This window comes from Halonotius aquaticus, assembly GCF_003605575.1.
Taxonomy (GTDB): domain Archaea; phylum Halobacteriota; class Halobacteria; order Halobacteriales; family Haloferacaceae; genus Halonotius; species Halonotius aquaticus.
Map to the genome: position 1 here is coordinate 157,923 of NZ_QKNY01000009.1, position 24,370 is coordinate 182,292.

Below are 24,370 nucleotides of genomic sequence, written 5' to 3' on the forward strand. Positions count from 1 at the left end.
TAACCGGCCGGACGGCGTTAGGGTAGCTAATGCGAACGGTTCAGGATGACGACGGCGACCATTATCTAGTGGTCAAACAGTCCGGCGACAGCAGCCTCGTCCGCGATCCGGAAACCGGAGCCGAACACTACGTTGCCAACAGCGATCTGACGCTCGTCGACGACGAGTCGCCGCTGTCGACCGCCGCCGGCGGGATCGACCCTGCAATCCGGCGACTAGTGACGGCGACCTACGATGACCAATCCTTGGGGCTTGTCATCGAGTTAGTCGATCGTGAGTCGATCTCGACGGTCGAACTGCTGGAAAGCTACGACCTCTGTGAGAGTGATCTCCACGGGCTACTCGCCGAATTCCGCGCAGCCGGCCTCGTCAAGGAAGCCGACAGCAACGGTCGCCGCGGCTATGCGGCGACAGAACTCGCCACACAGGCCGTCAACAAACTCCGCGAGGGGGACGCTACCGAGACCGATTCCAGTGGCGATGCCGACGCCGAAGTCAGCGACACAGCGTCGACGACACCAGAGTAGGTCAGTCGTCGGCGACCCCACCGAGCAGTTCGAGATCCGGGTCGGCGGCGCGGGTCGCCGTCGAGCGATTTGTCGTTGGATCTTTTTCGACCGTGATGAGTTCGTCGGCCGCGCCGACAAGTTCGTCGTCGTGGCTGACGATCAGAATCTGCCGGACGCCGAAGCCGCGCATCTCCTCGACAAGGTCGACCAGTCGGCCGACGTGACCGGCATCGAGGAAGACGGTTGGCTCATCGAGGATGAGCGGCGGGGTTGGAGCCGCACCCTCGATTCCCTCAGCAAGCAGGCGGTAGATGGCACACCGGAGACTGAGGTTGAACAGCGCGCGCTCGCCGCCCGACAGCTGGCCGGGTTCCAGCGGTTGGCCGTCCTTCTGATAGACCGTGAGATCGTACTCGTTGTCCAGCTCGATGCGTGCGTAGGCGTCGTTGCCGTAGACGAGATCAAACGTCTCGTTGAGCATGCGTTCGAGGCTCTCGACGTTGCGGCGGCGGAGTTCAGCCCGGAGGTCGCCGTACATCGCCTCGATGTCCTCGGTTTCGTTGTGGACTGATTCGAGGCGGTCGACTCGTTCGGCTATTTTGTCGCGCTTCTCGCGCAGATTTTCGAGTTCATCAAGATCACCAGTAACATCACCGATAGCAGTCTGGAGTTCATCGCGTCGCTTTCTCAGATCAGCGAGTTTCTCGTCGAACTGTTCGATGTGTTCTTCAGCGTTTGTTTTGCGCTCACGTGCGGTCTCCACTCGCTCGTCATCGAACTGATCCCGGAGCTCGTCACGTTGTCCGCGCTTATCAGCCAACCACTCTCGGCGGTCATCGTTACGGTCAGCGAGCGATTCTCGCTTTTCAGTCAGTTGTTCGATTTGGCCGTCGAGTTCCTCAATCCGCTCGCGCGTAGATTCGAGACTGTCGAGGCGGTCGAGTGCGTCGCTGACGGTCTCCCGCTCATTGGTCTTACTCTTAATTGTCTCACGGAGTTCGTCCGCGTCTGCGTCCTCAGCGTCGGCCGCCTCACGTTTCTCGACTGCTTCATCGCGTTTCTCCTCAGCAGTCTTTTGCTCCTCGTCCGCTTGTTCTCGTTTGTTTGTTGCTTCCTTGCGGTAACTTTCGATCTGGTCAGTGAGTCGCTCGCGTTCATTCTCTATTTCGGAAATGCGGGTTTCGATTTCGACCAGTTGCTCGGCAGTGTTGAGCCGCTCGTCAAGTGATTCCTGTTCGGCTTCCAGTTCCTCGATCTGGGCTTCCAGGTCCTCAACCCGCTCGCGTTTCTCGTCGAGGTCGTCGACGTGGGGTGCATTCTCGACTGGCTGGCCACAGGTCGGGCAGTTACCCTCAGCGAGAAGGCCCTCTGCCTCCGCGACGGCATCGCGGGCAGCTTCGAGTCGTGTTCGCGTTTCGGTGAGCTCATCACGGATTTCTTGACGTTCCGTCTTGAGTTCTTTTTTATGTGTCTCAGCGTTGCCGATTTCGATATTGGCATCAAATTCCTCAAATCGCTTGGTTAATTCCTCACGTTCTTGCTCAATGTCGTCACGCTTGTCCTCGGCCTCCTCTGCATTTGCTTTTTTTCTGTCGGCTTCAGCTTCGAGATCAGCGGCACGATCTTCAGCCTCGTTAGCCTGCGTTTCGAGGTCATCAGCTTTGTTACGAAGATTTTCGGCTCTGTTCTCGCACCCGCTCACCTCAACCTCAAGGTCTCTGATTTCCTCGCCGAGGGTTTCGTAGCGATCCGTGAGCGTCTCGCGGCGGTCAGCGATGGCCTCGGCGGTCGCTTCAGTAAGTTCGGTCTCGGCAAGCTGGTCGTCGAGTTCGGTTTCGAGTTCGTCGCGTTGCTCGATGGCCTCGCGCCGTTGGTCGCCAAGCTCATCGCGTTCGGACTCCGTTTCGTTGATTTCAGTTTCGAGATCATCGATTTCGTCTTCTAATTCCTCAATCTTGGCCTGCTGCTCCTCGTACTCTGTCAGCACCGATTCAGCCTCCGACAATGCGTCACTGGCTCGTTCGCGTTGCTCCTCGTAGTGATCGATTTGCTCCCGGATATCCTCACGTTCCGTTTCAAGCTTGTTGAGTTCGGCGTGGAGATCCTGTTTCTCTTTCTCATCAATCTGCTCGTCGAGGGTCTCCAGCGAACCGTGGGCGTTCTCCAGCAGTTTTTCCACCGCCAACCTGGCCTCGCCGGCCCGATCCCGATAGGTCTCTAAGACGCCCAACTGCAGGAGGTCGTCGATCATGTCCTGCCGCTGGCTCGGGCTGGCGTTGATGAGCTTGTTCACCTCGCCTTGCCGGACGTACGCGCAGTTGACAAACGCCTCGGCGTCCATTCGCAACAGGTCAGTGACGAACTCACGGACTGCTCGCGCGCCGTCTCGGGAAATCGAGTCACCGCTCCCGTCGTCGCCTTCCAGCACGCATTTCCGGGTCGACACGCGGTCGCCGCTGCGACGGAGTTGGCGTTCGATATGGTAGTCGACGCCATCATGAGTAAACCAGAGTTCGACGGCGGCCTCCTTCTCGCTGTTGCTGATCACGTCGTCCAGCGTGCCGGGCAGGGCTTTCGAGCCGTAAAGGGCGAAGAAGCAGGCCTCCAGCAGCGAGGACTTGCCGCTGCCGTTGAGCCCATGAATCACAGTCACACCATCGGTCAGCGACACGTCGGCGTCGCCGTAGGGCTTGAAGTTCGAAAGGCGGAGCCGGCTGAACCTCATAGGAAATCCTCCATTGTCGAGAGTTCGCCCTCGGCGGTGTCGCTGTCCGTCGCCTCATCGGCGGCATCGGTATTTGCTGGGTCGGCAGCGTCGCCATCGATATCGTCTTGCGTATTGGCGACTTCATCGGCGTCGGCAACACCATCAGCACTCGGCTCGTCGTGCTCGCTGTCGGCGGAATCGTCGGAACCGTCGCTGTCGTCGCTTTCGGGCGGTGCCAACGCGGCAGGATCGTTCTCGATCTGCTCTTTGAGCCGGGTTTTCACCCTCTCTCGAAGGTTGCTGTCGGCGATATCGGGCGACCGAACCGCGTCGTCGATATCGAGGGCGGCTGCCGACAGGCCCAACTCCTCGATCCGCTCGTCGACAGCGGCATCGGGATCGGCGAAACTCACCGAGAGTTCTGTTTCGGTTTCGATCTCGCGGCGGTCGGTGACCCGGGCGATCAACGCACCGTTGTCGAGGGCACCGGATTCGATCCCGCCGGGCGTGACAGCCTCGCCGTCGCCGACGATTTCGACGATAACGACGGCATCGGTGAGGTCGTGCTGGCCGATCTTCTCGCGGACACGCTCCGCACCCTCGCCGGGTTCGAGGTCGACCGTCACAAAGACGAACTCACGGGTCGGCAGCGACTTTCTTCGGATGTCAACGCCCGCAGGGCCAGGGTCGTCGGCGTCGAACTGGACGATGTTGTACCCGCGCTCGGCTGTCTCGCTCGCGCTCGCGCGCTCTGTCGATCCACAGTAGGTCACCCACACGTCGTCGACGCGTTCAATTCCGGGGGCGTGGTTGTCGCCGAGCAGGACAGCGTCGAAATCGACGGTCGACTCATCAAGGACGGTTTCAGTCTCCCAATTCGCGTGCGCGAATGGGGTGAAGAGGCCGTGGCCGACGAGGACGTGGTGGGTTGGCTCAGTGTCGAGATCGCTGTCAGCAGGTCGGGTGAAATCGTAGTCGAGATCGTCACGGCGGGATTCGGGGACGTGATCGAGGCCATAGAAAGCGGTAGAGTCGATGGCGATCGGATCGTCGCCGAGCCGGGTGGCAAGCCCGAGCCGTTCGAACAGATCGAGCCACTGGCCGCCGCGGGTCGACTCGTGGTTACCGACGACCGCGAGAAACGGAATATCGGCGGCGTTGAGTTCGCGGAGGGCCGACAGCGTCCCCATCAGCTCCGGAAGATCCGGTCGGCGGTCGTGGAACAGATCGCCAGCGTGGACGACGGCATCGACATCCATCTCGACGGCATCGTCGATGACGGTCTCGAAGGCCGACAGGAAGTCCGCCCGCCGCTCCGGCGAGTGGTACTGTTGGTAGCCGATATGGGTGTCGCCAGTGTGTAGCACCCGTGTCATTGCCACCCTGTTATTGCCGGGGTGGTATATCGGTTCCGCGAGCATGGGATGGGAACTATCGACGCGCGAGCGGAGCCTGGGATGGGTCGATGTAGACGCTGCTCAGCAGCGCTAGACGAATGGTGAAGGGAACCACGACGAGTAGCAACGAAAACAACGGAAATAAACGCAGACAAAGAATCCCTTCGACAGCAGACCGGCCGTTAGATCGTCAGGCTGTAGATCCGTTTGCGAGCATCAGAGAAGGAAAACCGGGAGTCGACGACGCCGGCGTCCTCCAAGCGGTTGAGTGCGTACCGAACTGTTCGCGGCGGCAACAGCGTCTCGTCGGCAAGTTCGCTTTGTGTCAGCGTATCGTTGTAATCAAGCACCTTCGCGACAAGTTTCGCACTCGGCGGCAGGTCGCGGACAGCGTCCCATCCATCGGCTGGTTCATCCGTCGAAACGGTCTCGTGTGTACTCATGCTGAAAGGTACTCCTCAATGCTGTATGATAATACTTGCTATAATTCGATATTATCCATGAACATTATCGCAGCGAACAGGACAGCGACCCGAAGCCTCTTATTCCCGACAGCCGTACAAAAAATGATGAGCGACACCGCGGACGACGTCGAATTTCCCTACGATGAGACGGCGTCCAGACAGGAAAAGATCGAAGCGCTACAGGAGCGACTCGGCGTGATCGAATCTCAAAACGAGGAGATGCGAGACAAGCTCCTCGATGCCAACGCCGAGAACAACAAGTACAAACAGAAGTTAGAGCGTCTGACACACGAAAATAAGAAACTCAAGCAGTCGCCGCTGTTTGTCGCCACCGTCCAAGAGATCACCCCCGACGGCGTCGTGATCAAACAGCACGGCAACAACCAAGAGGCGCTCACGGAGGTCACCGACGAACTCCGAGAAGAGCTCGAACCCGATTCGCGCGTCGCGGTTAACAACTCACTGTCGATCGTCAAACGACTCGATGATGAGACAGATGTGCGCGCACGCGTCATGCAGGTCGACCACAGCCCCGACGTGACCTACGCCGACATCGGCGGCCTCGACGAGCAGATGCAGGAGGTCAGAGAGACCGTCGAGATGCCGCTTGATCGGCCGGAGATGTTCGACGAGGTTGGGATCAACCCGCCGTCAGGCGTCCTACTCCACGGACCACCGGGCACCGGCAAAACGATGTTGGCAAAAGCCGTCGCCAACCAGACCGACGCCTCCTTCATCAAGATGGCCGGCTCCGAACTCGTCCACAAGTTCATCGGCGAGGGCGCGAAACTCGTCCGAGATCTCTTTGAGGTCGCCCGCGAAAACGAGCCCGCCGTCATCTTCATTGACGAGATCGACGCCATCGCTTCGAAACGGACGGATTCGAAGACCTCCGGGGACGCCGAGGTCCAACGGACGATGATGCAGCTGCTCTCGGAGATGGATGGCTTCGACGAGCGCGGCGAGGTGCGGCTGATCGCGGCGACCAACCGCTTCGATATGCTGGATGAGGCGATTCTCCGCCCTGGGCGGTTCGATCGGCTCATCGAGGTGCCAAAACCCAACAACGAGGGTCGGGAACTCATCTTCCAGATCCACACCCGCGATATGAACGTCGCCGACGATGTCGACTTCGCCGAGCTTGCTGAACTCGCCGACGACGCCTCTGGGGCAGATATCAAGGCCGTCTGTACTGAGGCCGGCATGTTCGCTATCCGCGATGATCGCACCGAGATCACCCGCGAGGACTTCGTGAATGCGTGGGAGAAGATCCAGCTCGAATCGACCGAGGATACCGGTAGCTCGCTGGCATTCGCCTAATCGACGCAGGCTGATCGCTGTTTTCCCGCTAGTCCGAACCACTCAACACCCCGCCGACCCAGCCATCGGTATGGGAAGCAGCCTCGATTCAACCGAAGCACAGACGCTGGAGGTTATCGACCGTCTGTATGACACCTATCCCGATCTCGAGATCTCGCTGAACTTTTCGAGCCGACTTGAGCTACTGATTGCGGTGATCCTCTCGGCGCAGTGTACCGACGAACGCGTCAATACAGTCACTGCCGATCTCTTCGAGAAATACGACGGCCCGGCCGACTACGCAAACGCCGACCAAGAGGAACTCGCCGAGGATCTCAACTCGGTGACCTACTACAACAACAAGGCGAGCTACATCCGCTCGGCCTGTGAGGACATCATCGAGCAACACGACGGCGAGGTACCGGATACGATGGACGAACTCACCGAGTTGGCGGGCGTCGGCCGAAAGACGGCCAACGTTGTCCTTCAGCACGGCCACGAAATCGTCGAAGGCGTCGTCGTCGACACCCACGTCCAACGGCTCTCACGTCGACTCGGCATCACAGAAGAAGAACGGCCCGAGGCGATCGAAACAGAGTTGATGGAACTTGTGCCTGAAGATGATTGGCAGTGGTACACCCACCTGCTGATCAGCCACGGCCGGGAGACCTGCACTGCGATCAACCCCGATTGTGAGGAGTGTGTCTTAGAGGATATCTGTCCGTCATCAAAAGTTGACAACGACGTTGATCTGGCATCCAATGAGGCGTGGTAGCTGAACCACCGAAACAGCTACACCCATAAATTCATTATAAATTTGTATGAGTCGGACATCCATCCCTGTCGACGCAACAACGAAAGAGCGATTGGACGATCTGAAACGTGACGACGAGACATGGGATGAGTTCCTCCACCGAGTCACAACGACCGAGGAGCCAATCGAAGCCGGTGCGTGGTCGGATGAGGAAGCTGATCGAGCCAAGGAGTCGATTCGAAACGCCCGGGAGAACTGGGGATGACGTTCCTCGATAGCTCAACGATCATCGAATATCTCCGTGGTAACAAGGCAGTCATCGAGTACCTTGATGACCGACAGCCGTGGTGGACATCAACAATCTGTGTTTTCGAGGTGCTGAACGGGCCGGCAGGCACGCCAGGGTTCGATCCGATCGAAGAACGCCAACGGTTCGGCGGCGTTGAAGCCATCGAGTTCAACGAGGAATTGGCCTTGGAAGCAACGCGGTTACAGAATGCTGCGATCAGTGACGGAAGTGAACTCTCCCAGCGGGACGCGATGATCGTAGCGACTGCGCGATCAACCGGCGACGAGTACGTTGTTGCCGACAGCGATTTTGAAACGGAGCCGATTGAGTCTGTGTTGGAAGTGACAAACCTCCAAACGAGTGGCTAATCTGACGTGTCCGCCAACTACGAAGGCTTCAAACAGACTGAGAAAGCGTTGTCTCACAGCCAATACCGCAACAGATATCGATACAGCCCAACGCCCCACGCGAGAAACCAGAAGATCACGTAGCCGAAGACGCCGATTCGGAGTCGACCACGCCACGCGCTCATATTCTCATGGAGATCATTGAGACTGACGTCCTGGTCGGGGTTCCGGTAGAGATCAGCCTCGCGTTTCGCCTGAAAGATCCGAACGATCCCGGTCAGCGCGAAGACCAACATCGCATACGCCTGCAACCCGAGGACGGCGTGTAACGCTGAAAGCCCACCCAACTGATCCAACAGCCGGGGCATCATCCACGTGACCATCGGCACCGTCGTCAGCGTCAGGCCGACGGCGATGAACTTGAGATGATAGGTGAGTACGTCCCAGGTGACCGTCTCGCTGTCGAGCATGATCCAGGCCCCGTACAGAAAGAAGGGGAGACTCGCCGTCACCGACAGGGCGGTCAGCGTTGCGATCGTCACATCGGCAACCATCATCGGAGCTATGGGCTACGGCGGTATAATGGGCCCGGACGCGGTCGGGAGTCGGAAAGTGCTTTACGCCGGCCAGCCCTACCCTGCGGTATGGATTCCTCAGCCGACGGCGACGACACAACGCCGACGAGCGAGGAGCCCGGCGGCGACACACCGGCGGGAACAGCAGCCGACACCGAGGAGACAGCCGACAACGAGAAAGCAGAAACAGACACAGCGGACGCAGCCGAAACCGACGACGAGTTGGACGAACTCCGCGCAACGGTTGAGGAAAAGTACGATTTCGACGACTTTGGGCCGGCAGAGATGGCCCAGATGAGCGGCGACGAGTGGGAAGCCGCCTTCGACCCCGAGACATGGATCACCGGCGAGCGGTTGCTTGATCGGGTCGAAGCCGATCTCAAATCAAAGATCGCCGCCAGAGAGATTTTCGCGGTTGTCGAACGCGACGACAACCAGCTTGTAGTCTACGCCGATACAGGCTACGCCGTGGTGTCGGCCGACGGCACCGTCGAAGGTGAGGGTGGCGTCCGACGCGACGTCGAACCCGTGGTCGCAATGTGTTCGATGGAGGAGTATGAGGTCTCTGCGCCACCGGCCGACTATGAGTTGCCGTCAGCCGACGAGGTGCCCGAACAGACCGGCGAGTTCGGCAATCTGATGATACAGCTGATCGCCGGCGGGCAGGTTATCGGTGGCGTCGCCCTACTTGGGGCGTTCATTCTCCGGCTCGTCGAAACGGTCGTCGCGCCGGTCGTCGGCGGACTGTTCCTGATCGTCGGCATCGGGCTGTTTGCCCTCGTCGCCAACGCGCGGCTCTCCGATCGGTTCCGCGCCGAGCAGTACCGCAGCCGACTGCGGGCCGTCGAAGCCGGCGGCATTGATCGGCCGGAAATCGAGGGCAACGAGGGGCCGGCTGACGACGAGCGTGAGCCACCCCAGCAGGCCGACAACCACGAGACAGAGGCTTCGTGATCGGTCGGATTCGAGGGTCGTAGCGGTGGGTTTAAGCACGCTGCGTGTCCATTATTTGGTGTATGAAACGGCGGGAATTACTCAGGACAGCGGGCGGGGCGACCGCCGCCGCCACGGCCGCCACCGCGAGCAGCGGGGTGGCTGCGGCTCAAGAGGTACAACCCGACTTGAGCCACATCTCGGACTCAGATGGCGGCTATGAGGATCACCGCGGCGAAAGCGAGGTCACCATCGAAGTCGGTGCCAGCGGCAACGGTGGCAATCTCGCCTTTAGCCCTGCGGGGATTTGGATCGATCCCGGAACAACGGTCATCTGGGAATGGACCGGTGAAGGCGGCGGCCACAACGTGCAGACCGTCGGTGGGCCAGCCGATCTCGCAAGCGAGACGGTTAGCGAGGCCGGCTTCACCTACGAGTTCACCTTTACCGAGGAACACACGGGCATCACGAACTACGAGTGTGTGCCCCACTCCTCGCTTGGGATGCTCGGGTCGGTCGCCGTCGGCGAAGACGTCCCGACCGTTGAGGTCGGCGGCGGCGGTGGCGGTGGCTGGCCGACCGAACTCGACGCCTTCGCCCACGACGTTGGCGTCCCGATCCAGAAACACTACGTCGGCATCGTCAGCTTTCTCGGCATCGCGGTGAGCCTCGTGTTCACCTTCTATGTGCTGAAATACGGCGAGTCGCCGAACACAGGACAGGGTGGTGTCTAATGTCGTCATCTGGATCCACGTACGGTGATATCCACCGGTATGAGCCCGCCAGAGAGTCGACGGCGGCAGCGATCGCCATTGTCGTGCTGACGGTGATCGAGGTCGTCTTCGTGTTCATGTTCGTCTTCGCGCTCGTCTCCGGGTGGGCGGGCACGGAGTTCGGCAACATGTTCGTCGGCGCGATATTGGGGTTGATCCTCCTTGATCTGGCCTTCATCCTCGCGTTGTATCGCAAGGAGTTCCTCCCGGACGTGATGATCGTCAAGAAGCGTCGCCGGAAGTGGGAAGACCTCTACATCGACAGCGACGATGTCGACGGGGTCTCGCTGACCGACGGCGAGCAGGTCTGGGATACGCTGAAACGAGCGGTCTACCCCTACTACAAACGATAACCAATGAGCTTAGAGAAACAAGACGACTTCGACCACCGCACGTGGCTCAAGCGCAAAGACCTGACGCCGATCGAGACGGTCTTTCTGACCGCGCTGATCTACATCGACAAGCGACTCCGCATCGTCGATTACCTTGAGCTACTGGAGGATGCCTACTACAAGGTTAACCTCCAGATGCCAAAGAGCCACACCGAACAGTACGATCTGGACAACAAGTTCTGGTACTGGTACCCCTTGTACTCCTTAGGGTTCTTCTCAGTACTGGCCTACATCGTCGCCGCGGTCTCGGGAGCGTTACTTGGATTCTACTACTCCCCGTCGGCGGCCGGCGATCCGACGGTCGCCTACCAGTCGGTGAAAATGATCATGCAGGATGTGCAGTTCGGCTACGCCCTGCGGAGCATCCACCGATGGGCCGCCCAGATCATGATGGCAGCAGTCTTCCTGCACATGCTGCGAGTATACTTCACCGGCTCCTACAAGGAACCGCGTGAGCTGAACTGGCTGCTCGGCATCATCCTGATCAGCCTCTCGATGGTCTTCGGCTACACCGGCTACCTCCTGCCGTGGAACCAACTGGCCTTCTGGGCCGGCCAGATCGGCGTTGAGATGGCACTGGCGACCCCGATCGTCGGCGAGTGGGGCGCGCAGTTGCTGTTCGGTGGCTTCACGCTGGGACAGGCAACGCTTGTGAGAATGTACATCCTGCACGTGTTCATCCTGCCGTTCGTGGTGACCGCACTGATCGCGCTCCACGTCGGCATCGTCTGGGTGCAGGGCATCGCAGAACCACACTAAGACAATGAGCGACACAGACGACACCAACGAGACGCGCACTGACGGCGGCGAGCCGGCCACCGACGGCGGTGAGACCGGCATCGTCGCTCCAGACGACGAAACGCCAACCTGGCAGGAACGAAAGACACGCAAATCCGGGCTCTCACAGCTCACCTACGAGTACTTTGAACGGGCTCGGCGTGAGGATCAAGAGCTTCGCGAGGAATCCGACTACGTCGAACGCGACGTGCTGGGCTTCCCGACGTGGCCACACGAGATCATCCGGAATGGGGCGATCTCGCTGTTTTTCGTCGGGATGATCCTGCTGATCTCGGCGGCGTTGCCACCGAGCCTTGAGCTGCCGGCCAATCCGAGTTCGACGCCGAGTATTATCCTGCCAGACTGGTATCTCTACTGGTCGTTCGGCCTGCTGAAGCTCAACCCGCTGAACCCCGGACTGGCCGTCCTCGACGGCTCAAAGCTAATCTCCGATCAGCTCTACGGCGTGCTGGCAAACGTCGTCGTTGTCGGCGCGGTCGCCTTCCTGCCGTTCCTCAACAAGGGAAGTGCCCGACGGCCGGTCGAACAGCCGTTTTGGGCCGCGATCGGTGCCGGCGGCGCGTTCTTTGCGATCACGATCGCCGCCATCGCCGTCCAGAACCTGATCCCACTGCCGCTGGCACTCCAGCTTAACATTGCGTTCATCGGACCGGTCGTCCTCGGTGTGATGACCTACGCGCTGCTGAAGACGCTGCGAGAGGGCTACATGTACGGCCTCAATCGGCGGTACTACATGCTGCGACCGCCGAAATAACGCCGGATAGATATAGCTCGCCGACCTTTGTTTTGTATGGACGATTCATCCCCCAACAGCGACGAGCCATCGCCAACGGGGTCAGCTGATACGACGACTGGTCGACGGGACGTCGTCGTCCCGATCCGGCTGTATAAGACGATCACCGTATTTTCGACGCTGATCGCTACCGCGTGTATTCTGGGTGGCTTCATCTTTATCGACGCAGCGACTTTACAGGTGAGCGTGTTGCGACGGCTCCTGTTGCGCGGACTTGCGAGCATCGGCCTTGGCGTCGATCAGGAGCTCTTCACCGGCGTGTTGGCGATCATCGGGTTGAGCCTCATGGCGGCCGGAACCGGCGTGTTCGTCCTCAGCAGCCGGTTTCGGGCTACTGGAATGGGAAACGCTCAAGAGGATTCCGACGAGAAATAAGGTATGGCCGACGAGTTCATCAAAGGGTTCGGCATTCTGACCGGGGCTGGACTGCTCTGGATGACGCTGGCGGGCTGGTATCAGACGCCATCGTTCTTTATGACCAACCAGCTGATCGCGCCGCCACCGGAGCCGGGGAATGTGTTTGATGCGATCTCGATCTTCCTGATCGACGTGTTCCTCTGGACGGCTCTGCTGGGGGCGTTTGCGTTTTGGATCCTGATCCCGGCGGGCAAGGAGCTTGCGGCGGCGATCGAAGAGCGCGGCGAGTCGAGCTGAAATCGGGTTGAAAGAAGGCGACACCTTTAATCACAGACAGATCGTGTCCGCCGAGAGCGGTGCTGAGAACGTTTACGTCGAAACCCGTTAGTCGTCAGTGTCCCTCTCGTCAGTGGTCAGCTGCCGCGTCCATCCATTCCGTCGTATTTTCGCCCGTTTGCGGTGGAGCGAAACAGGATCAGACTCTGTCTCCGTCTCTTGGTTGAGCCTATCAGAGGGATCACTCGTCGTACCGATGAGCACACGCTCAAGGAAGTCGTTGTACGACTCATCTGCACGCCGGCAGCGGTCGAGAATCCGCTTCACGCGGGTGCTCACACGGATCTGTGTATGAGAGGTCGACATATGAAGCAATTACATTAGTAATAGGTCTTAATTGTTGGGGAAATTACACCCCTGTTAGAGGGGTCACCGATCGGTAGTTCCATATTGATGGAAGCTTGCAGGGCGGTAGCGCGGTAGATCCGTTCTGACGGCGGATGACCAGCAGGGTAGCATAGACGAGCGCGCGATCAGGGCGACGACTACACCGAAGCCGGACATTCCGTCGTCAGTGCATCCGTCATCACCACCATTGGAGGAGGAATGTGTTACCGACGACTTTGAAAAAATACCATGCAGTCGAACTATCGGCTATAGCCGGGGGTCATAGGATAAAACACAAAATATTAAACTACTTTACTCCACATACAATTAGTAGGATTCGAATAGATTTTGTATGTTTTCTGATAAAACTGCTGGCTCGGAACAATCGCCAGAAATTGAGAGGAATGATACCTGTTCTAATAATAAAAATGTAGGACACAACCAATCGACACTGGTGGGTGCCGATAGCGACACTCAACCAATAATTAGTTTTGTGTTGCCGACGATGAATGAAGCGGCTGGTATCGAGGAATGTATTGATCGCGCGACGCGCGCCCTTGAGCAGCTCGGAGTTACTGGCGAGATTATTATTAGCGATGATTCGACGGACGAAACACCCGAAATCGCACGGTCAATGGGCGCAATCGTCGTTAAGCCAGACTCGTCAGGATACGGCTATGCCTATCGGTACGCGTTCGAGGCCGCCCGCGGGGAGTTGATCGTCATGGGCGATGCCGATACGACCTATAATTTTGAGGAGTTGCCAACATTACTCGACCGGCTGACAGAAACAAATGCTGATATCGTTCTCGGGAGTCGACTCGCAGGAGAAATCAAGGACGGCGCAATGCCTCCGCTACATAAGTATATCGGGAATCCACTGCTGACGTGGTTCCTGAATGCGTTTTACGATGCCGGCGTGAGCGATGCCCACAGCGGCTTTCGGGTGGTGACACGAGAGGCACTGGAAACGATGGAGTTGGAGTCAGACGGCATGGAGTTCGCCAGCGAGATGATCATGGATGCCGCCAGTAAGGGCCTCACCATCGAGGAGGTGCCGATTACCTATCACGAACGAGAGGGTGAGGCAACGCTTGAGAGCTTTACCGACGGCTGGCGACACGTGAAGTTCATGCTGGTGAACGCGCCGGGCTATCTGTTTTCGCTCCCGGGGATCGTGTTAGGAGTGATCGGCGTCTTGATCATGGGACTGGGATACACGGGAACCAGCATTGCCGGACAACCCTTCGGGATTCATTCGCTTATTGCGGGGAGCTTGCTGACGCTACTCAGCTACCAGATCGGAAGCTTGGGACTACTCTCGGAGATCTCGAGCGATCCGATCCAGGCGTCACGAGATCCAATAACCAAGTGGATACGACAGCACTTCACGCTCGAACGTGGGATCCTCGTCGGGATCGGCCTGGTCGGGATCGGCTCGGCGATGGTTAGCCTATTCGTGTGGCGATGGGTGCAAAGTGGATTCGTCGAGTTACCGCCGCTTCGTGGGGACATCGTCGCGTTCACACTGATCGTCGTCGGAATCCAGACGATCTTCGGATCGTTCTTTATGAGTATTCTTTCGAACGGATAGCTAGCTGTATTTTCGAGAGAGCGTATCGCTAAGTCGTGTAATCAACCTCTCTGGGAGTCGGTTATGACGCTTACCGAGTTGTAGTCCAGCGAACTTGGCAGCACTGTAAAGGAAAGCATAGGGAAGCCAGTGAGGATAACCAGTAGCCAAGAGATACTGTATCTCACGCGTTTGATAGCAAATCATCTCTCGAAGTGGGTGATCACCTGTCGCAAAATCGCGTTGAGAAAGACTCGCTCCCGAGTCGAAATATCGTTTGAAAATATCGTTCAGTCCCTCCTTGTGGGAGTGACGAACACGAGAGGAGGCTTGATATCGGAGCTTCCAGCCTGCCTGCAACACATGCCACGCCCAGAGTTGATCCTCGCTCATGATACAGTCGGTCGGAAACGAGTGTTCATCCCATGCTGACCGCCGGATGGCTGAACTCACATTGGAGAAGAAAACCTCGTTTCGCGTCGGGAGTCGCCCAGCGTCAACCGACCGTGTTTCCGAACTCTCGGGATAAAATTCGGTGAGAAAGTGTTGTTTCATTGGTGTTGCTGTCGGTCGGGGGAGTTGCCGACTGTATACACCCGCGATATCCGAATCCTCTCGAAGCGGTGTGAGCAGCTCCGTGAGCCAGTCGTCAAGCGGCGTTGCGTCCTGCGTCAAGAACACGATGAACTCACCGGACGTCTTCCGAACACCCAGATTCCGAGTTCCACCGTGATCGAATTCCGCAGGGGGAATCGTCAGCAGTCGGGCGGGAAACTCCTCCACAATATCCAGCGTCTCGTCTGTCGATCCGGAATCGATAACGAGGACATCGTACTCTCCGGGCTGGGCGTAAACAGCCCCCAGTACTTCCCGAAAAAGCGGCCCGGCGTTCTTCGTGGGGATAACAATCGATACGTCGGACATACTCAACGATACCCTAGATCAGCGAGCCGCTGTTCGACATCGTCGTCAAGCGAGACAGACGGTGATGCGATATCGATTTCGCGGAGTCGATCATAGACAGCGGTGCGAAGCGGATCAACTTCCGGAGGCTCGTCGGCAGGATCGATTCGAGTCTCAGTGGTCGCTGTATCCACTGAAGGAACGGAATACGCGCGCTCAACATCGCGGATGTGATCTACCGCAAATCGATACGACTGTCCACGGGCACCGACGATAACGTCGTCGCCGCGTTTGTGCTCGGCGAGCACGTAGTCTCGGGGGTCATCTACTCCGGGGACTCGGCCATCATCCGTACGGGGAGGAAGCGAGAGGGCGTGATGAACGATGCTCGGGAGGTCAACGAGGCTGACCAACTGATCGTGTGCGGCGGAGAGGGATGGTGGGAGATTGCTGGCAACGAGGGGAACGTGTAGGAGTTCGTCGTAGAGTCGTTCGGGTTTAGCGTACGCGTCGTGTTCCCCGAACAACTCACCGTGGTCGGAGGTAACGATCACAACAGTCTCCTCAGCGAAACCGGTTTCGTCCAGCACGTCCAGAACACGGTTGATCTGATCGTCAGTGAACGCGATGGCGGCATCATACAACCGTTCGAGGAGTGTAAGATCAGCATCCGAAAGCTCCGACGGGGAGCTGACGAACGTCGAATAGAGGGCTGCGACATCATCCGCTGAAACGGTAGGCGGGACATCAAACGCGTCCCGATATTGGGCCGGTGGATAGCATGGGTGATGCACATCCATGTAGTGACCCCAACAGAAGAACGGCGAATCGGTTTGGCGGATCCACCCGATCACGTCATCGGTGACGACATCAGCAGCGACGTACGGACGCGATTTTCCGGCGAGGAGTTCGTACCCTTTCCGCAGGGCAGTGGTAAAATGGAGGTAGTCGTCAAAGCGTTGGAGGAAGGGCGTTGGGGATTCGATACCACGCGGGAACAGCCGTGTGGCGATCCCCATCAGCGGGTTTTGATAATCGACGAACTCGTCGAAGCCGGTATCGTAGTTGAACGAGGCGGAGAGAAACGGATTCGAGGTGAAACTGCCGGTCGCAAAGCCGGCGTCGGAAAGCGTCGCAGCGAGGAACGGCCGCCGGTCGTCCAGCGGCTCAAAACCACCCATCGAAAGTGGATACGTCCCGGTGAGAATGCCGGGAAAGGAGGGTGTCGTTCCCGGGCCGGTCGCAAACGCCGCCGAAAACCGAGTCCCGCCGGGACTGTCGGCGAGCCGATCAAGGGAGGTGAGCGCGTCCCGTGCGCGCGAGCTGAGAAACCGCTCAGCACGGAGCGAATCAACGGTGAGAAGAACGACGTTCTGCGGCATGTTCAGTATCCCGGTCGGTCAAACAAAATAGCTTACGAACGGTGGGTGTCGGTATGCTGTAATGTTAGCCCAAAAGGCCTGAGAGATCAGTAATCGAATACACGGGATGGCCGAACACGTGGTGTCGATACCGACGGTTGTTCGAAAGCCACGCGGCGAACCGTCCTCGACGAGATAGCGAGGGGTTATGGATCGCAGCGCGCTGGCAAATATACTCGCAGTACGTATCGACAGTTGTCATGACGGATTCTTTCTGCAAGTACATCTCTTCAGGTGGGATCGCAGCTAGCCGCGCTTGCAACTGTTCCCACGCGTGGCAACGCCTGCTGTACTCGTCGAACCCACGGTTCCACTCACGACGGACTTTTGCGAGCGGTGAGGAGACGACACCGCCGAGGTGTTGATCGTCGTGTTGCCGATAGTACGCCATCGGCTGGGGGAAATCATACACGTTCGTCGTAGCGAGTGCGACTACCGCGAGAAAATAATCGTACTGCCAGCAATCCGGGATGGGTAGGAGATGCTCTCGGAGGTCGGCTCGAAACATGATCGATGCACCCTGTATGAAATTGCGTCGAACAGTCTCGGAAAACGCCGCTTGTTGGTCACGACATGCTTCTCCTTCATGGGGTCGATACCGCGTCTCCCATAATCGAGTGCCTTTCTCCGCATCCGCGATAGTATTCGCCTCATTATCAAAAAGATGCGAATCGTGAGTAACAAACCCGACATCGGTCGATTCGATCATCTCGGCTTGACGTGACAGTTTTGCTTCACACCAGAGATCATCCTGGTCAGCAATAGCGATAACATCACCCGTACAGTGGTTGATCGCTTGCTGGAAGTTTTTCGTGACACCCAAGTTCCGTTCGTTGTGGATAATCTCGAATAGATTGGGATAGCGGTCGGCGTAAGTGTCCAGTATCTCCAGAGTTGTGTCGGTCGATCCATCATCACAGACCACTATTTCATCAGGCCGGCGCGTTTGAGAGAGAATCGTCTCTAACTGGGGCGAAAGATACTGGGCACCGTTAAATGTACACAGTGCGACCGATACGTCCATTATCGGAATCACAGCCACCGGTTGTAAAAAGCATTCGCGCTATGAAAACGAAAGGACGACGTGCCGAATCTATGTAGAAAATCGAAAGCGGTTACGCAGCCCCACTGTTCGAGGATTCCAGTTGAGTAGCGTAGAGATCAGCATAGACACCATCAGTGTGCAACAGTTCCTCTTGAGAACCTGATTCAACGATGCGACCATCCTCCATAGCGTAGATACAGTCCGCACCGGTGACAGTCGAAAGGCGGTGAGCAACAACGAGGATGGCGTAATCACGCTCCATCGACTCTATCGCATTATGTACTTGCTCCTCAATATTCGAATCAAGATCGCTCGTCGCCTCATCAAGCACGAGGAAATCAGCGTCTTTCAGGAGTGCGCGGGCGATGGCGATCCGCTGGCGTTGTCCACCGGAAAGTCGAACGCCGTCGTCCCCGAGCTCAGTATCGTAGCCGTTCGGAAGATCCTCGAGAAACTCGGTTACCTGCGCGATTTCACAGACATGTTCGATCTCCTCAGTCGTTGCATCTCGATCCCCAACAGTCACGTTCCGACGCAAAGTGTCGTTGAATATATGTGGTTGTTGACGGACGAGCGAAACGCGCTCACGCCAGGCATCGATTGGGATTGCCGACAATGGCTGATCATCAACCAAAATTTGGCCATCATCAGGTTCGTATAGCCGAGCGAGTAGGGAGACGATCGTTGATTTTCCTGCACCTGAAGCCCCAACAAAGGCGACGAAATCACCGCGTTCAACAGCAAACGAAACTGAATCGAGCACATTCTCAGTCCCTTCATATGAAAACGAGACATCGTCGAACTGGAGTGTGGTAACCGACGACGGAAGAGAGCCATCGGCGTCAGCGGGTTCCTGTGTCTCCGCGAGATCATCAAGGAGCCGCTGGGTTCGAACGAGATGTGGTAATTCACCGTCGAGTTGATACAGGAGGTTATTGAGACTACTGATCCGTGGTGCAAGCCGAAACATTGCGAAAAGAAATACACCTAATTGTGGAATAGAGAGTGATGCGATCGTGAGTGCAAAATAAATCAGTAGGAACACCGTAACCGCCGTGAGGAACTGGTAAAAATTATTGATCGCTGCCTCGTTTCGGCTGAGCGTTATTGAAATAGCTGTGCTCTCCTCAACAGCAGTCGTAAATTCGTCGTAGAGTTCCTCAGTCAGTCCGAATAATCGAACATCACGAATCCCTTGAATGCCACTTTGGGCCGTCTGATGAATACGTTCGTTAGCCGCAGCGACTTTCGATCCAAGCGAGTAGCCGGACGGAATAACATACCGTACCAGTAGCGTAACGAGACCAAGGGAAACAGCAGCGAGAACTGTAAGGAGTGGTGCGATATAGAGCGCGATGATAATATACATCAGACTGAGGAGCCCGGTTTCCACGATCGCAACGATGCGTTCTATCACCGTTCCAGCCTGATTGGCCTGTGTGACGACAGCATTGAGGAGCTCATCCGAGCCTTTCGTATCGAAGTATTCGATTCGAGCATCAAGTGCGTACGCAAACAAGGTCGTTTTTAAATATGCCACGTAGCGTGTGTGAAGAATCGTTCTGAGCCACGAAACACCAAAGCTTGAGCTATACCGGACAAACATGACACCGGTCACACCGGCAATGACGAATTCAAGCGTAAACGGGAGTCCAAGCGATCGATACGTAGTTACGAAAACAGCGAGTAAGCCACCAACCGAATCGGGATCAACATTCCCCTGTGCCAGACGAATGATCGGTAACAAAAAACTCAACCCGATCCCTTCGAGAAGCGCGGTGATGATACTTGCACCAATAATACCGAGTGTGAATAGGGGCCGGTAGGTAACAACCCTCCAGAGGGACGCAGACTTACTACGAAGAGAGAGACGTTCAGCCATAGTGCCTGTGTTGGTTCTGTTGATATAGCTGTTAAAGGGTATGGAATCTGTTCTGTGCACTACGTAACGAGTTCGTTTTCAAGCACTGTCGGTTCTCCGCAAAAGAGGTAATCAACCCGATAACAGTTTTATATTGGTACTGCTTCAATACTGGTAGCATATGTCGGATCCTGTATTTTCGGTCGTATCAGTCTATAATGACAAAGAATTATTGGAAGAATGGTTGTTAGACAGCCTCGAATATCAATCAACGTGTGAATTTGAGACAGTCACAGTAGATAATACAAAAGAACAGTTTGACACAGCACCTGCTGCACTAAATTATGGGGCTAACAGCGCAGATGGAGAATACATAGTTTTTGTTCATCAGGATGTTCGTTTACTTACAGAAAGATGGTTTGAAAAAGCAAAAGAATATCTTGATGACTTACCTGATTGTGGTATAGCTGGTGTTGCTGGAAAAGATGAGAACGGAAAGCATAAGAACGTAATATATCACGGGAAATCGCCAGGGGAATCACAGTATAGTCTACCCCCTAAATTGACAGATCCATATAAACAACCGAAAATTTCTGAACACTGGTCTGAAATAAACAGAGATGAAATTCTACAAATATTACCTGAAAAAGATCTGGTTCATCCGATTGGTAATCTAATTAACTCCCCAGAAACTGCCCAGACTTTGGATGAACTATTGGTGATAATACCTTCATCTGTTTTTGAACAAGAACAATTTGATTCAAGACTGTGTGATGGGTGGCACCTATATGCACTAGAGTATTGTCTACGGATTAAATATTGTACAGAATTTGAAGTGTATGCTCTTCCACTACCAGTTTGGCACTATTCTACCGGCCCTTTGGACAAAGAATTTTATAGAATATTAATGAAAATAACAGAAACCTACCAGAACTGTACTAATATTTCTCAAATACATGCTACAACTGGTGACTGGCCAATGGATCCCCAATTAATAGAGATAAATAGACGACGCTCAATACTTTCATTTATTCAGTACGGTATAAAAAACCCAATTCACACTTATAAATATATAAAGAACAAATTCCAGAACTCAATACCAGCGGTTGATAAATAAATCAAAAACATCCTGCGTCACATCAGTTATATTTCCGAATTCATGATATAATCCGGTTTTGAACAAGACTATCTGAGCAAGAACCGATTTATTGATTGGTTGTGTTCTAACTTGGGTTCTATATGAATAATAATTTTTTCTGCGGATTAGCTTATTTTTAATAGGATAAGGATCAACACAGAACCTATTTTTATTAAGTTCATCAAACCTTTTAACGAACTCATTCATTTGATTTTCCCACTCTTTTGTGTGTTGGACTGTTTTATCAATGGGTGTTCGTGTTATATCGTATATTGATTTTATGAATTGGTGGAAATAACTGTCATTAGGTACAACTGTTGAAGTATCTGTATTCGGATGTCGCCGCCATTTTATTAGTGATTCATCAATTATCTCTACAGGCCCAAAACAGTGAGAAACAATTGCGATCCAATAATCATATGGAACCTTCCTCGGCACAGGTAATACTGTTTCAAGAAGTGACTTCCGAAACATCATACTTGCACCTTGAATAAAATTTGACTGTGCAAGACGTTGGGTAAGTTTCTGATGAGATGTTATCGAGGATGGTTCAACGTTCTGAAGATCCCACAAATATTTGTTCATTGATTCTAAATCTTGGTCGTGAAATTCTGAATTGTGATAACATAATAATGCACGCCTATTTGATTCAAGCCGTCTCTCTTGTTTTTCTATTTTCGTTTTTTTCCAATAATCATCTTGGTCACACACCGCAATAAAGTCACCAGAACAATTGCGAAAAGCACGCTCAAAGTTCTTGAATGCACCAACATTGTCGCTGTTTTCGTATATATTAAAAATGTCGGGATATTCTTTCTGATATTCTTTTGCAATCAACACTGTTCCATCCGTACTATTATCATCACAAACAACTATTTCATCAGGTAGTCTTGTTTGATCAAGTAAAGAATCAATTAATGTCCTGAGATATCGACCACCGTTATATGTAGGTAATGCAATAGAAATTTCAGTCATTATTTAATTTTGGCTTTCAATCCTTATCGTAAACTAATTTCACTACAATGAAAACATTGTCATGAGGGATATATTACTTTTTCTTTCACTAATTTGGATTATTCATAGGAACGATTCGAATCTCACTGACGTTCATCGTTCGCCACGTTGACCTGTGTTCGGACTGAATCATACTCACCTTTACTGATTCAATCTGGCCCTCTGCCTCAGGGACGTATGTCTGATACACGACCGTTCCATTGCCGTAGTAGGTATCATCGTATCGCCAAGACTGATCGATCCTCCCTGTACTTATTTTGGTTCGAGAGCTCTCGTTGTACTCCAGTGCAAAACGTGGATAGACACCGGGACTCATCTCCGCGGTCATAGACACAAAGACACCGTCAGTTCCAGTTGGGAGAGATGTATGAGAGTTCTGGACGAACATCTCACGATTATGTGGCGTTTTCGGGCGGTAAGTAAGGCTTAGCGAACCGTCAGCTGTGAACGAATACGGGCTGAGAGGATCACCAACAACCGTTTGATTCCATCCTTCCCGGGTTTCCATTGGGACACCAGATCCGTCGGTTGGATCAGGAAGATCTGTTCGGTCAATCCGATAGATGCTTGTTCCAGTGTCACTGTGATAGACACGTTCGCCGAAGTACTCGTACTTCTCATACTGAGGCGACTGACCACCATCAGACCCTTTCCACAAATCATCCCACACAAGACCTGCTTCAAAGATCCCTATAGTTGATGACGGATGAACGACAACATACGAAATGTTGTATTTTCGAATATCAGCTGCTGTCTGCGTATAATTCGAAGACCACAAAATAACAGACCCAGCTCTATCTCGATCAGTATCAGGATTTGTGTGCCCGTAGTGCCCGGTAAGAGTTGTAGTATTTGAGAATGAAAGAAGATATGATGAATCAACTGCGCCCGCGGTAACGACAGCGTTGTCATTTACATTCTGATCAAGCCATTCGTATGCCTCGAAATCAGAGTTCGATGGGAACTCTACATGTGTTGGAGTCTTTTCAGCTTGTCCAACTTCATACCCTGTGACACCAATATAACTACCAGTTATTAAGATGAATATAACGAATGTTATTTTTGTAGCCGACGCAAGAGGAATACTGAAGCGATCTGTTTTGAATATCGGATAGAGAACCCCTACAGAGAGCCCTGCGAGTATCATAAGGCCAAGCAGATAGAAAACGTAGTACCGCCAGACAGGGCCATACGTGAGAAGGGTTGATATCCGATATCCATACAAGAAGACCGCACCGAGACCGGTTATCGCCAGTGCATAGGAAAGCCCTTCAAGCAGTTCGCTATACAAATCGATCCGACGATCGCGCAGATATCTATACGTGAGACCAACAGCGGCAAATCCGCTTACAGCCAGAGCAAAATAAATAATTTTGGTATATCCGCTTAGCAACGAACCATTAGTTACCGGATATGCAGTAGCAAGTATGATCTGAGTTGAATCAAGATTATTCAGTGGAGAATTGAAAATATTCGTTCCATACTCGGCGTAGCTATCGATCCACCACTCAGCTGTCAGTACGAAAAACACGGCGACCGAGAGGAACGTCGGATATACGATCTCGAGGACGAGCGTGAATTTTTGATCGATCCGTTGGCCCCAGTTATCGAACGTCTGGTTCGGATACGCTCGGCCACCCGTCCACGGGAAGAGAAGGTAAGCAACCCCGTAGAGTGCCCACACGAACGCGAAGAAGCTCAGTACGAAAAAGTGCGACCAAAACACGAGTGCAACGCTGGCACCGAACAGAAGACCGGATTTGAGCGTTCGTGTCCGCAGCACGCGGAAATATAGGTAGCTCGCAAGCAGTGCCATGAGAACGGCAGTGATCATGTGCCCTTGATCAGGAAGCATCAGCGGATAGGCAGCAAGCGTTCCCGCTGTCACTCCAGCCACTAGGTTCCCGAGATAGCGGACAAACAGAAAGACAGCAACCGGGATAAGCGACCAGATAAGGAGCGTCATGACCGGCCAGAGATCTTCAAGAGGAATCCCGGTTCCGAGATGGACAATAGCAATAATCGTCTCGAACAGCGAGGAATAGTTCATCAGAATACCGCCGCGCCACCGTGGGTCATAATGAACGAGTTGGGGCGCGTTTTCTATGAACAGTTGCGCGATACGCATGTGATAACCGGTGTCGTTGAACTCGAAGACCGCCATCGCCATCGGATACCGAGCGACGGCACCAAGTAGATACAGCAGGGCAGAAATACCGATTAGAGAGGTGGGAAGCCGAGCGCTAAGAGCCGTTCTAGCATCCGAAGCGCGCTGTTTGAGCGAACCAAAACCCATACACACTCCTTACCAGTCGGATATATATCCATTCTGGTTTCATATAGCCAGCGAGAATCAGATCACGCA

General features: G+C 54.7%; 25 protein-coding genes. 14 read left to right on the forward strand and 11 right to left on the reverse strand.

Translation table 11 applies throughout. The features are described from left to right. The first annotated feature begins 29 nt into the window (after positions 1 to 29). Positions 30 to 527, forward strand: a complete 498-nt coding sequence (locus DM826_RS07045; protein ID WP_120102692.1) for a DUF7346 family protein — start codon at positions 30 to 32, stop codon at positions 525 to 527. Position 528: 1 nt separating this feature from the next. Here the strand turns inward: DM826_RS07045 and rad50 are convergent, their stop codons facing one another. The 3 genes from rad50 to DM826_RS07060 form a co-directional block, all read right to left on the reverse strand. After that, positions 529 to 3,234 carry a DNA double-strand break repair ATPase Rad50 gene (gene rad50 / locus DM826_RS07050; RefSeq protein ID WP_120102693.1) on the reverse strand — a complete coding sequence of 902 codons (2,706 nt, stop codon included), beginning with the start codon at positions 3,232 to 3,234 and terminating at the stop codon, positions 529 to 531. Further along, positions 3,231 to 4,592 (reverse strand): DNA double-strand break repair protein Mre11, encoded by a 1,362-nt coding sequence (gene mre11, locus DM826_RS07055; RefSeq protein ID WP_120102694.1) that lies wholly within the window; start codon positions 4,590 to 4,592, stop codon positions 3,231 to 3,233. Before mre11 ends, rad50 begins: the two co-directional genes overlap by 4 nt. A gap of 203 nt (positions 4,593 to 4,795) precedes the next feature. Next, on the reverse strand, positions 4,796 to 5,056 hold the full coding sequence (locus DM826_RS07060; RefSeq protein WP_120102695.1) for a MarR family transcriptional regulator: 261 nt from the start codon (positions 5,054 to 5,056) through the stop codon (positions 4,796 to 4,798). 126 nt (positions 5,057 to 5,182) lie between these two features. Between DM826_RS07060 and pan1 the strand changes: the two genes are divergently transcribed. The 4 genes from pan1 to DM826_RS07080 all read left to right on the forward strand — a co-directional run bounded on the left by pan1 (position 5,183) and on the right by DM826_RS07080 (position 7,787). After that, positions 5,183 to 6,397 (forward strand): proteasome-activating nucleotidase Pan1, encoded by a 1,215-nt coding sequence (gene pan1 / locus DM826_RS07065; protein WP_120102696.1) that lies wholly within the window; start codon positions 5,183 to 5,185, stop codon positions 6,395 to 6,397. A gap of 70 nt (positions 6,398 to 6,467) precedes the next feature. Then, a complete protein-coding gene (nth, locus tag DM826_RS07070) occupies positions 6,468 to 7,151 on the forward strand; it encodes an endonuclease III (protein WP_120102697.1) in 684 nt (227 codons plus the stop codon). Positions 7,152 to 7,197: 46 nt separating this feature from the next. Further along, the gene (locus DM826_RS07075; RefSeq protein WP_120102698.1) at positions 7,198 to 7,395 is read left to right on the forward strand and encodes a DUF7557 family protein; all 198 of its coding nucleotides are present in this window, start codon (positions 7,198 to 7,200) and stop codon (positions 7,393 to 7,395) included. Continuing rightward, the gene (locus DM826_RS07080; RefSeq protein ID WP_120102699.1) at positions 7,392 to 7,787 is read left to right on the forward strand and encodes a PIN domain-containing protein; all 396 of its coding nucleotides are present in this window, start codon (positions 7,392 to 7,394) and stop codon (positions 7,785 to 7,787) included. Before DM826_RS07075 ends, DM826_RS07080 begins: the two co-directional genes overlap by 4 nt. Positions 7,788 to 7,840: 53 nt before the next feature. Here the strand turns inward: DM826_RS07080 and DM826_RS07085 are convergent, their stop codons facing one another. After that, positions 7,841 to 8,320, reverse strand: a complete 480-nt coding sequence (locus DM826_RS07085; protein ID WP_120102700.1) for a DUF7321 family protein — start codon at positions 8,318 to 8,320, stop codon at positions 7,841 to 7,843. 90 nt (positions 8,321 to 8,410) lie between these two features. Between DM826_RS07085 and DM826_RS07090 the strand changes: the two genes are divergently transcribed. From DM826_RS07090 to DM826_RS07120, 7 genes are all read left to right on the forward strand, one after another. Then, a complete protein-coding gene (locus tag DM826_RS07090; RefSeq protein ID WP_120102701.1) occupies positions 8,411 to 9,295 on the forward strand; it encodes a DUF7319 domain-containing protein in 885 nt (294 codons plus the stop codon). Positions 9,296 to 9,357: 62 nt separating this feature from the next. Beyond that, positions 9,358 to 10,008 (forward strand): halocyanin domain-containing protein, encoded by a 651-nt coding sequence (locus tag DM826_RS07095; RefSeq protein WP_120102702.1) that lies wholly within the window; start codon positions 9,358 to 9,360, stop codon positions 10,006 to 10,008. Then, complete coding sequence (locus tag DM826_RS07100; RefSeq protein WP_120102703.1) at positions 10,008 to 10,400, forward strand: DUF7318 family protein; 393 nt, start codon at positions 10,008 to 10,010, stop codon at positions 10,398 to 10,400. The genes DM826_RS07095 and DM826_RS07100 overlap by 1 nt, the downstream gene beginning before the upstream one ends. 3 nt (positions 10,401 to 10,403) lie before the next feature. Further along, positions 10,404 to 11,198 (forward strand): cytochrome b, encoded by a 795-nt coding sequence (locus DM826_RS07105; RefSeq protein ID WP_120102704.1) that lies wholly within the window; start codon positions 10,404 to 10,406, stop codon positions 11,196 to 11,198. 4 nt (positions 11,199 to 11,202) lie between these two features. Further along, positions 11,203 to 11,991, forward strand: a complete 789-nt coding sequence (locus DM826_RS07110; protein ID WP_120102705.1) for a cytochrome b family protein — start codon at positions 11,203 to 11,205, stop codon at positions 11,989 to 11,991. A 36-nt stretch (positions 11,992 to 12,027) separates the two neighbouring features. Then, a complete protein-coding gene (locus DM826_RS07115; protein ID WP_120102706.1) occupies positions 12,028 to 12,405 on the forward strand; it encodes a DUF7315 family membrane protein in 378 nt (125 codons plus the stop codon). 3 nt (positions 12,406 to 12,408) lie between these two features. Continuing rightward, on the forward strand, positions 12,409 to 12,684 hold the full coding sequence (locus DM826_RS07120) for a DUF7314 family protein (RefSeq protein WP_120084873.1): 276 nt from the start codon (positions 12,409 to 12,411) through the stop codon (positions 12,682 to 12,684). Between the two features lie 87 nt (positions 12,685 to 12,771). Here the strand turns inward: DM826_RS07120 and DM826_RS07125 are convergent, their stop codons facing one another. Beyond that, positions 12,772 to 13,029, reverse strand: coding sequence for a hypothetical protein (locus tag DM826_RS07125; RefSeq protein ID WP_120102707.1), 258 nt, complete (start codon positions 13,027 to 13,029; stop codon positions 12,772 to 12,774). Positions 13,030 to 13,402: 373 nt separating this feature from the next. Between DM826_RS07125 and DM826_RS07130 the strand changes: the two genes are divergently transcribed. Next, positions 13,403 to 14,644, forward strand: a complete 1,242-nt coding sequence (locus DM826_RS07130; RefSeq protein ID WP_205738810.1) for a glycosyltransferase family 2 protein — start codon at positions 13,403 to 13,405, stop codon at positions 14,642 to 14,644. On the opposite strand, the gene DM826_RS07135 is transcribed toward DM826_RS07130, so the two are convergent. From DM826_RS07135 to DM826_RS07150, 4 genes are all read right to left on the reverse strand, one after another. Beyond that, the gene (locus DM826_RS07135) at positions 14,645 to 15,547 is read right to left on the reverse strand and encodes a glycosyltransferase family 2 protein (RefSeq protein WP_120102708.1); all 903 of its coding nucleotides are present in this window, start codon (positions 15,545 to 15,547) and stop codon (positions 14,645 to 14,647) included. Positions 15,548 to 15,549: 2 nt separating this feature from the next. After that, positions 15,550 to 16,908, reverse strand: a complete 1,359-nt coding sequence (locus DM826_RS07140) for a sulfatase (protein ID WP_120102709.1) — start codon at positions 16,906 to 16,908, stop codon at positions 15,550 to 15,552. A gap of 64 nt (positions 16,909 to 16,972) precedes the next feature. Then, entirely contained in the window at positions 16,973 to 17,971 is a 999-nt protein-coding gene (locus DM826_RS07145) for a glycosyltransferase (protein ID WP_120102710.1), read from the reverse strand. Positions 17,972 to 18,062: 91 nt separating this feature from the next. Beyond that, entirely contained in the window at positions 18,063 to 19,874 is a 1,812-nt protein-coding gene (locus DM826_RS07150) for an ABC transporter ATP-binding protein (protein WP_120102711.1), read from the reverse strand. 160 nt (positions 19,875 to 20,034) lie between these two features. Here DM826_RS07150 and DM826_RS07155 point away from each other — a divergent pair, with 160 nt between their 5' ends. Next, positions 20,035 to 20,970, forward strand: coding sequence for a glycosyltransferase family A protein (locus DM826_RS07155; RefSeq protein ID WP_120102712.1), 936 nt, complete (start codon positions 20,035 to 20,037; stop codon positions 20,968 to 20,970). Here the strand turns inward: DM826_RS07155 and DM826_RS07160 are convergent. Continuing rightward, complete coding sequence (locus tag DM826_RS07160; protein ID WP_120102713.1) at positions 20,947 to 21,966, reverse strand: glycosyltransferase; 1,020 nt, start codon at positions 21,964 to 21,966, stop codon at positions 20,947 to 20,949. The two genes, DM826_RS07155 and DM826_RS07160, sit on opposite strands and share 24 nt — an antisense overlap. Positions 21,967 to 22,054: 88 nt before the next feature. Next, positions 22,055 to 24,301 carry a hypothetical protein gene (locus tag DM826_RS07165; RefSeq protein ID WP_120102714.1) on the reverse strand — a complete coding sequence of 749 codons (2,247 nt, stop codon included), beginning with the start codon at positions 24,299 to 24,301 and terminating at the stop codon, positions 22,055 to 22,057. Positions 24,302 to 24,370: the final 69 nt, after the last annotated feature.

What these genes read in the sequence shown, in the direction of transcription:
- DM826_RS07045 (WP_120102692.1), top strand. Translation starts at nt 30, where the DNA reads ATGCGAACGGTTCAGGATGACGACGGCGACCATTATCTAGTGGTCAAA.
- rad50 (WP_120102693.1), bottom strand. Translation starts at nt 3,234, where the DNA reads ATGAGGTTCAGCCGGCTCCGCCTTTCGAACTTCAAGCCCTACGGCGAC.
- mre11 (WP_120102694.1), bottom strand. Translation starts at nt 4,592, where the DNA reads ATGACACGGGTGCTACACACTGGCGACACCCATATCGGCTACCAACAG.
- DM826_RS07060 (WP_120102695.1), bottom strand. Translation starts at nt 5,056, where the DNA reads ATGAGTACACACGAGACCGTTTCGACGGATGAACCAGCCGATGGATGG.
- pan1 (WP_120102696.1), top strand. Translation starts at nt 5,183, where the DNA reads ATGAGCGACACCGCGGACGACGTCGAATTTCCCTACGATGAGACGGCG.
- nth (WP_120102697.1), top strand. Translation starts at nt 6,468, where the DNA reads ATGGGAAGCAGCCTCGATTCAACCGAAGCACAGACGCTGGAGGTTATC.
- DM826_RS07075 (WP_120102698.1), top strand. Translation starts at nt 7,198, where the DNA reads ATGAGTCGGACATCCATCCCTGTCGACGCAACAACGAAAGAGCGATTG.
- DM826_RS07080 (WP_120102699.1), top strand. Translation starts at nt 7,392, where the DNA reads ATGACGTTCCTCGATAGCTCAACGATCATCGAATATCTCCGTGGTAAC.
- DM826_RS07085 (WP_120102700.1), bottom strand. Translation starts at nt 8,320, where the DNA reads ATGGTTGCCGATGTGACGATCGCAACGCTGACCGCCCTGTCGGTGACG.
- DM826_RS07090 (WP_120102701.1), top strand. Translation starts at nt 8,411, where the DNA reads ATGGATTCCTCAGCCGACGGCGACGACACAACGCCGACGAGCGAGGAG.
- DM826_RS07095 (WP_120102702.1), top strand. Translation starts at nt 9,358, where the DNA reads ATGAAACGGCGGGAATTACTCAGGACAGCGGGCGGGGCGACCGCCGCC.
- DM826_RS07100 (WP_120102703.1), top strand. Translation starts at nt 10,008, where the DNA reads ATGTCGTCATCTGGATCCACGTACGGTGATATCCACCGGTATGAGCCC.
- DM826_RS07105 (WP_120102704.1), top strand. Translation starts at nt 10,404, where the DNA reads ATGAGCTTAGAGAAACAAGACGACTTCGACCACCGCACGTGGCTCAAG.
- DM826_RS07110 (WP_120102705.1), top strand. Translation starts at nt 11,203, where the DNA reads ATGAGCGACACAGACGACACCAACGAGACGCGCACTGACGGCGGCGAG.
- DM826_RS07115 (WP_120102706.1), top strand. Translation starts at nt 12,028, where the DNA reads ATGGACGATTCATCCCCCAACAGCGACGAGCCATCGCCAACGGGGTCA.
- DM826_RS07120 (WP_120084873.1), top strand. Translation starts at nt 12,409, where the DNA reads ATGGCCGACGAGTTCATCAAAGGGTTCGGCATTCTGACCGGGGCTGGA.
- DM826_RS07125 (WP_120102707.1), bottom strand. Translation starts at nt 13,029, where the DNA reads ATGTCGACCTCTCATACACAGATCCGTGTGAGCACCCGCGTGAAGCGG.
- DM826_RS07130 (WP_205738810.1), top strand. Translation starts at nt 13,403, where the DNA reads ATGTTTTCTGATAAAACTGCTGGCTCGGAACAATCGCCAGAAATTGAG.
- DM826_RS07135 (WP_120102708.1), bottom strand. Translation starts at nt 15,547, where the DNA reads ATGTCCGACGTATCGATTGTTATCCCCACGAAGAACGCCGGGCCGCTT.
- DM826_RS07140 (WP_120102709.1), bottom strand. Translation starts at nt 16,908, where the DNA reads ATGCCGCAGAACGTCGTTCTTCTCACCGTTGATTCGCTCCGTGCTGAG.
- DM826_RS07145 (WP_120102710.1), bottom strand. Translation starts at nt 17,971, where the DNA reads ATGGACGTATCGGTCGCACTGTGTACATTTAACGGTGCCCAGTATCTT.
- DM826_RS07150 (WP_120102711.1), bottom strand. Translation starts at nt 19,874, where the DNA reads ATGGCTGAACGTCTCTCTCTTCGTAGTAAGTCTGCGTCCCTCTGGAGG.
- DM826_RS07155 (WP_120102712.1), top strand. Translation starts at nt 20,035, where the DNA reads ATGTCGGATCCTGTATTTTCGGTCGTATCAGTCTATAATGACAAAGAA.
- DM826_RS07160 (WP_120102713.1), bottom strand. Translation starts at nt 21,966, where the DNA reads ATGACTGAAATTTCTATTGCATTACCTACATATAACGGTGGTCGATAT.
- DM826_RS07165 (WP_120102714.1), bottom strand. Translation starts at nt 24,301, where the DNA reads ATGGGTTTTGGTTCGCTCAAACAGCGCGCTTCGGATGCTAGAACGGCT.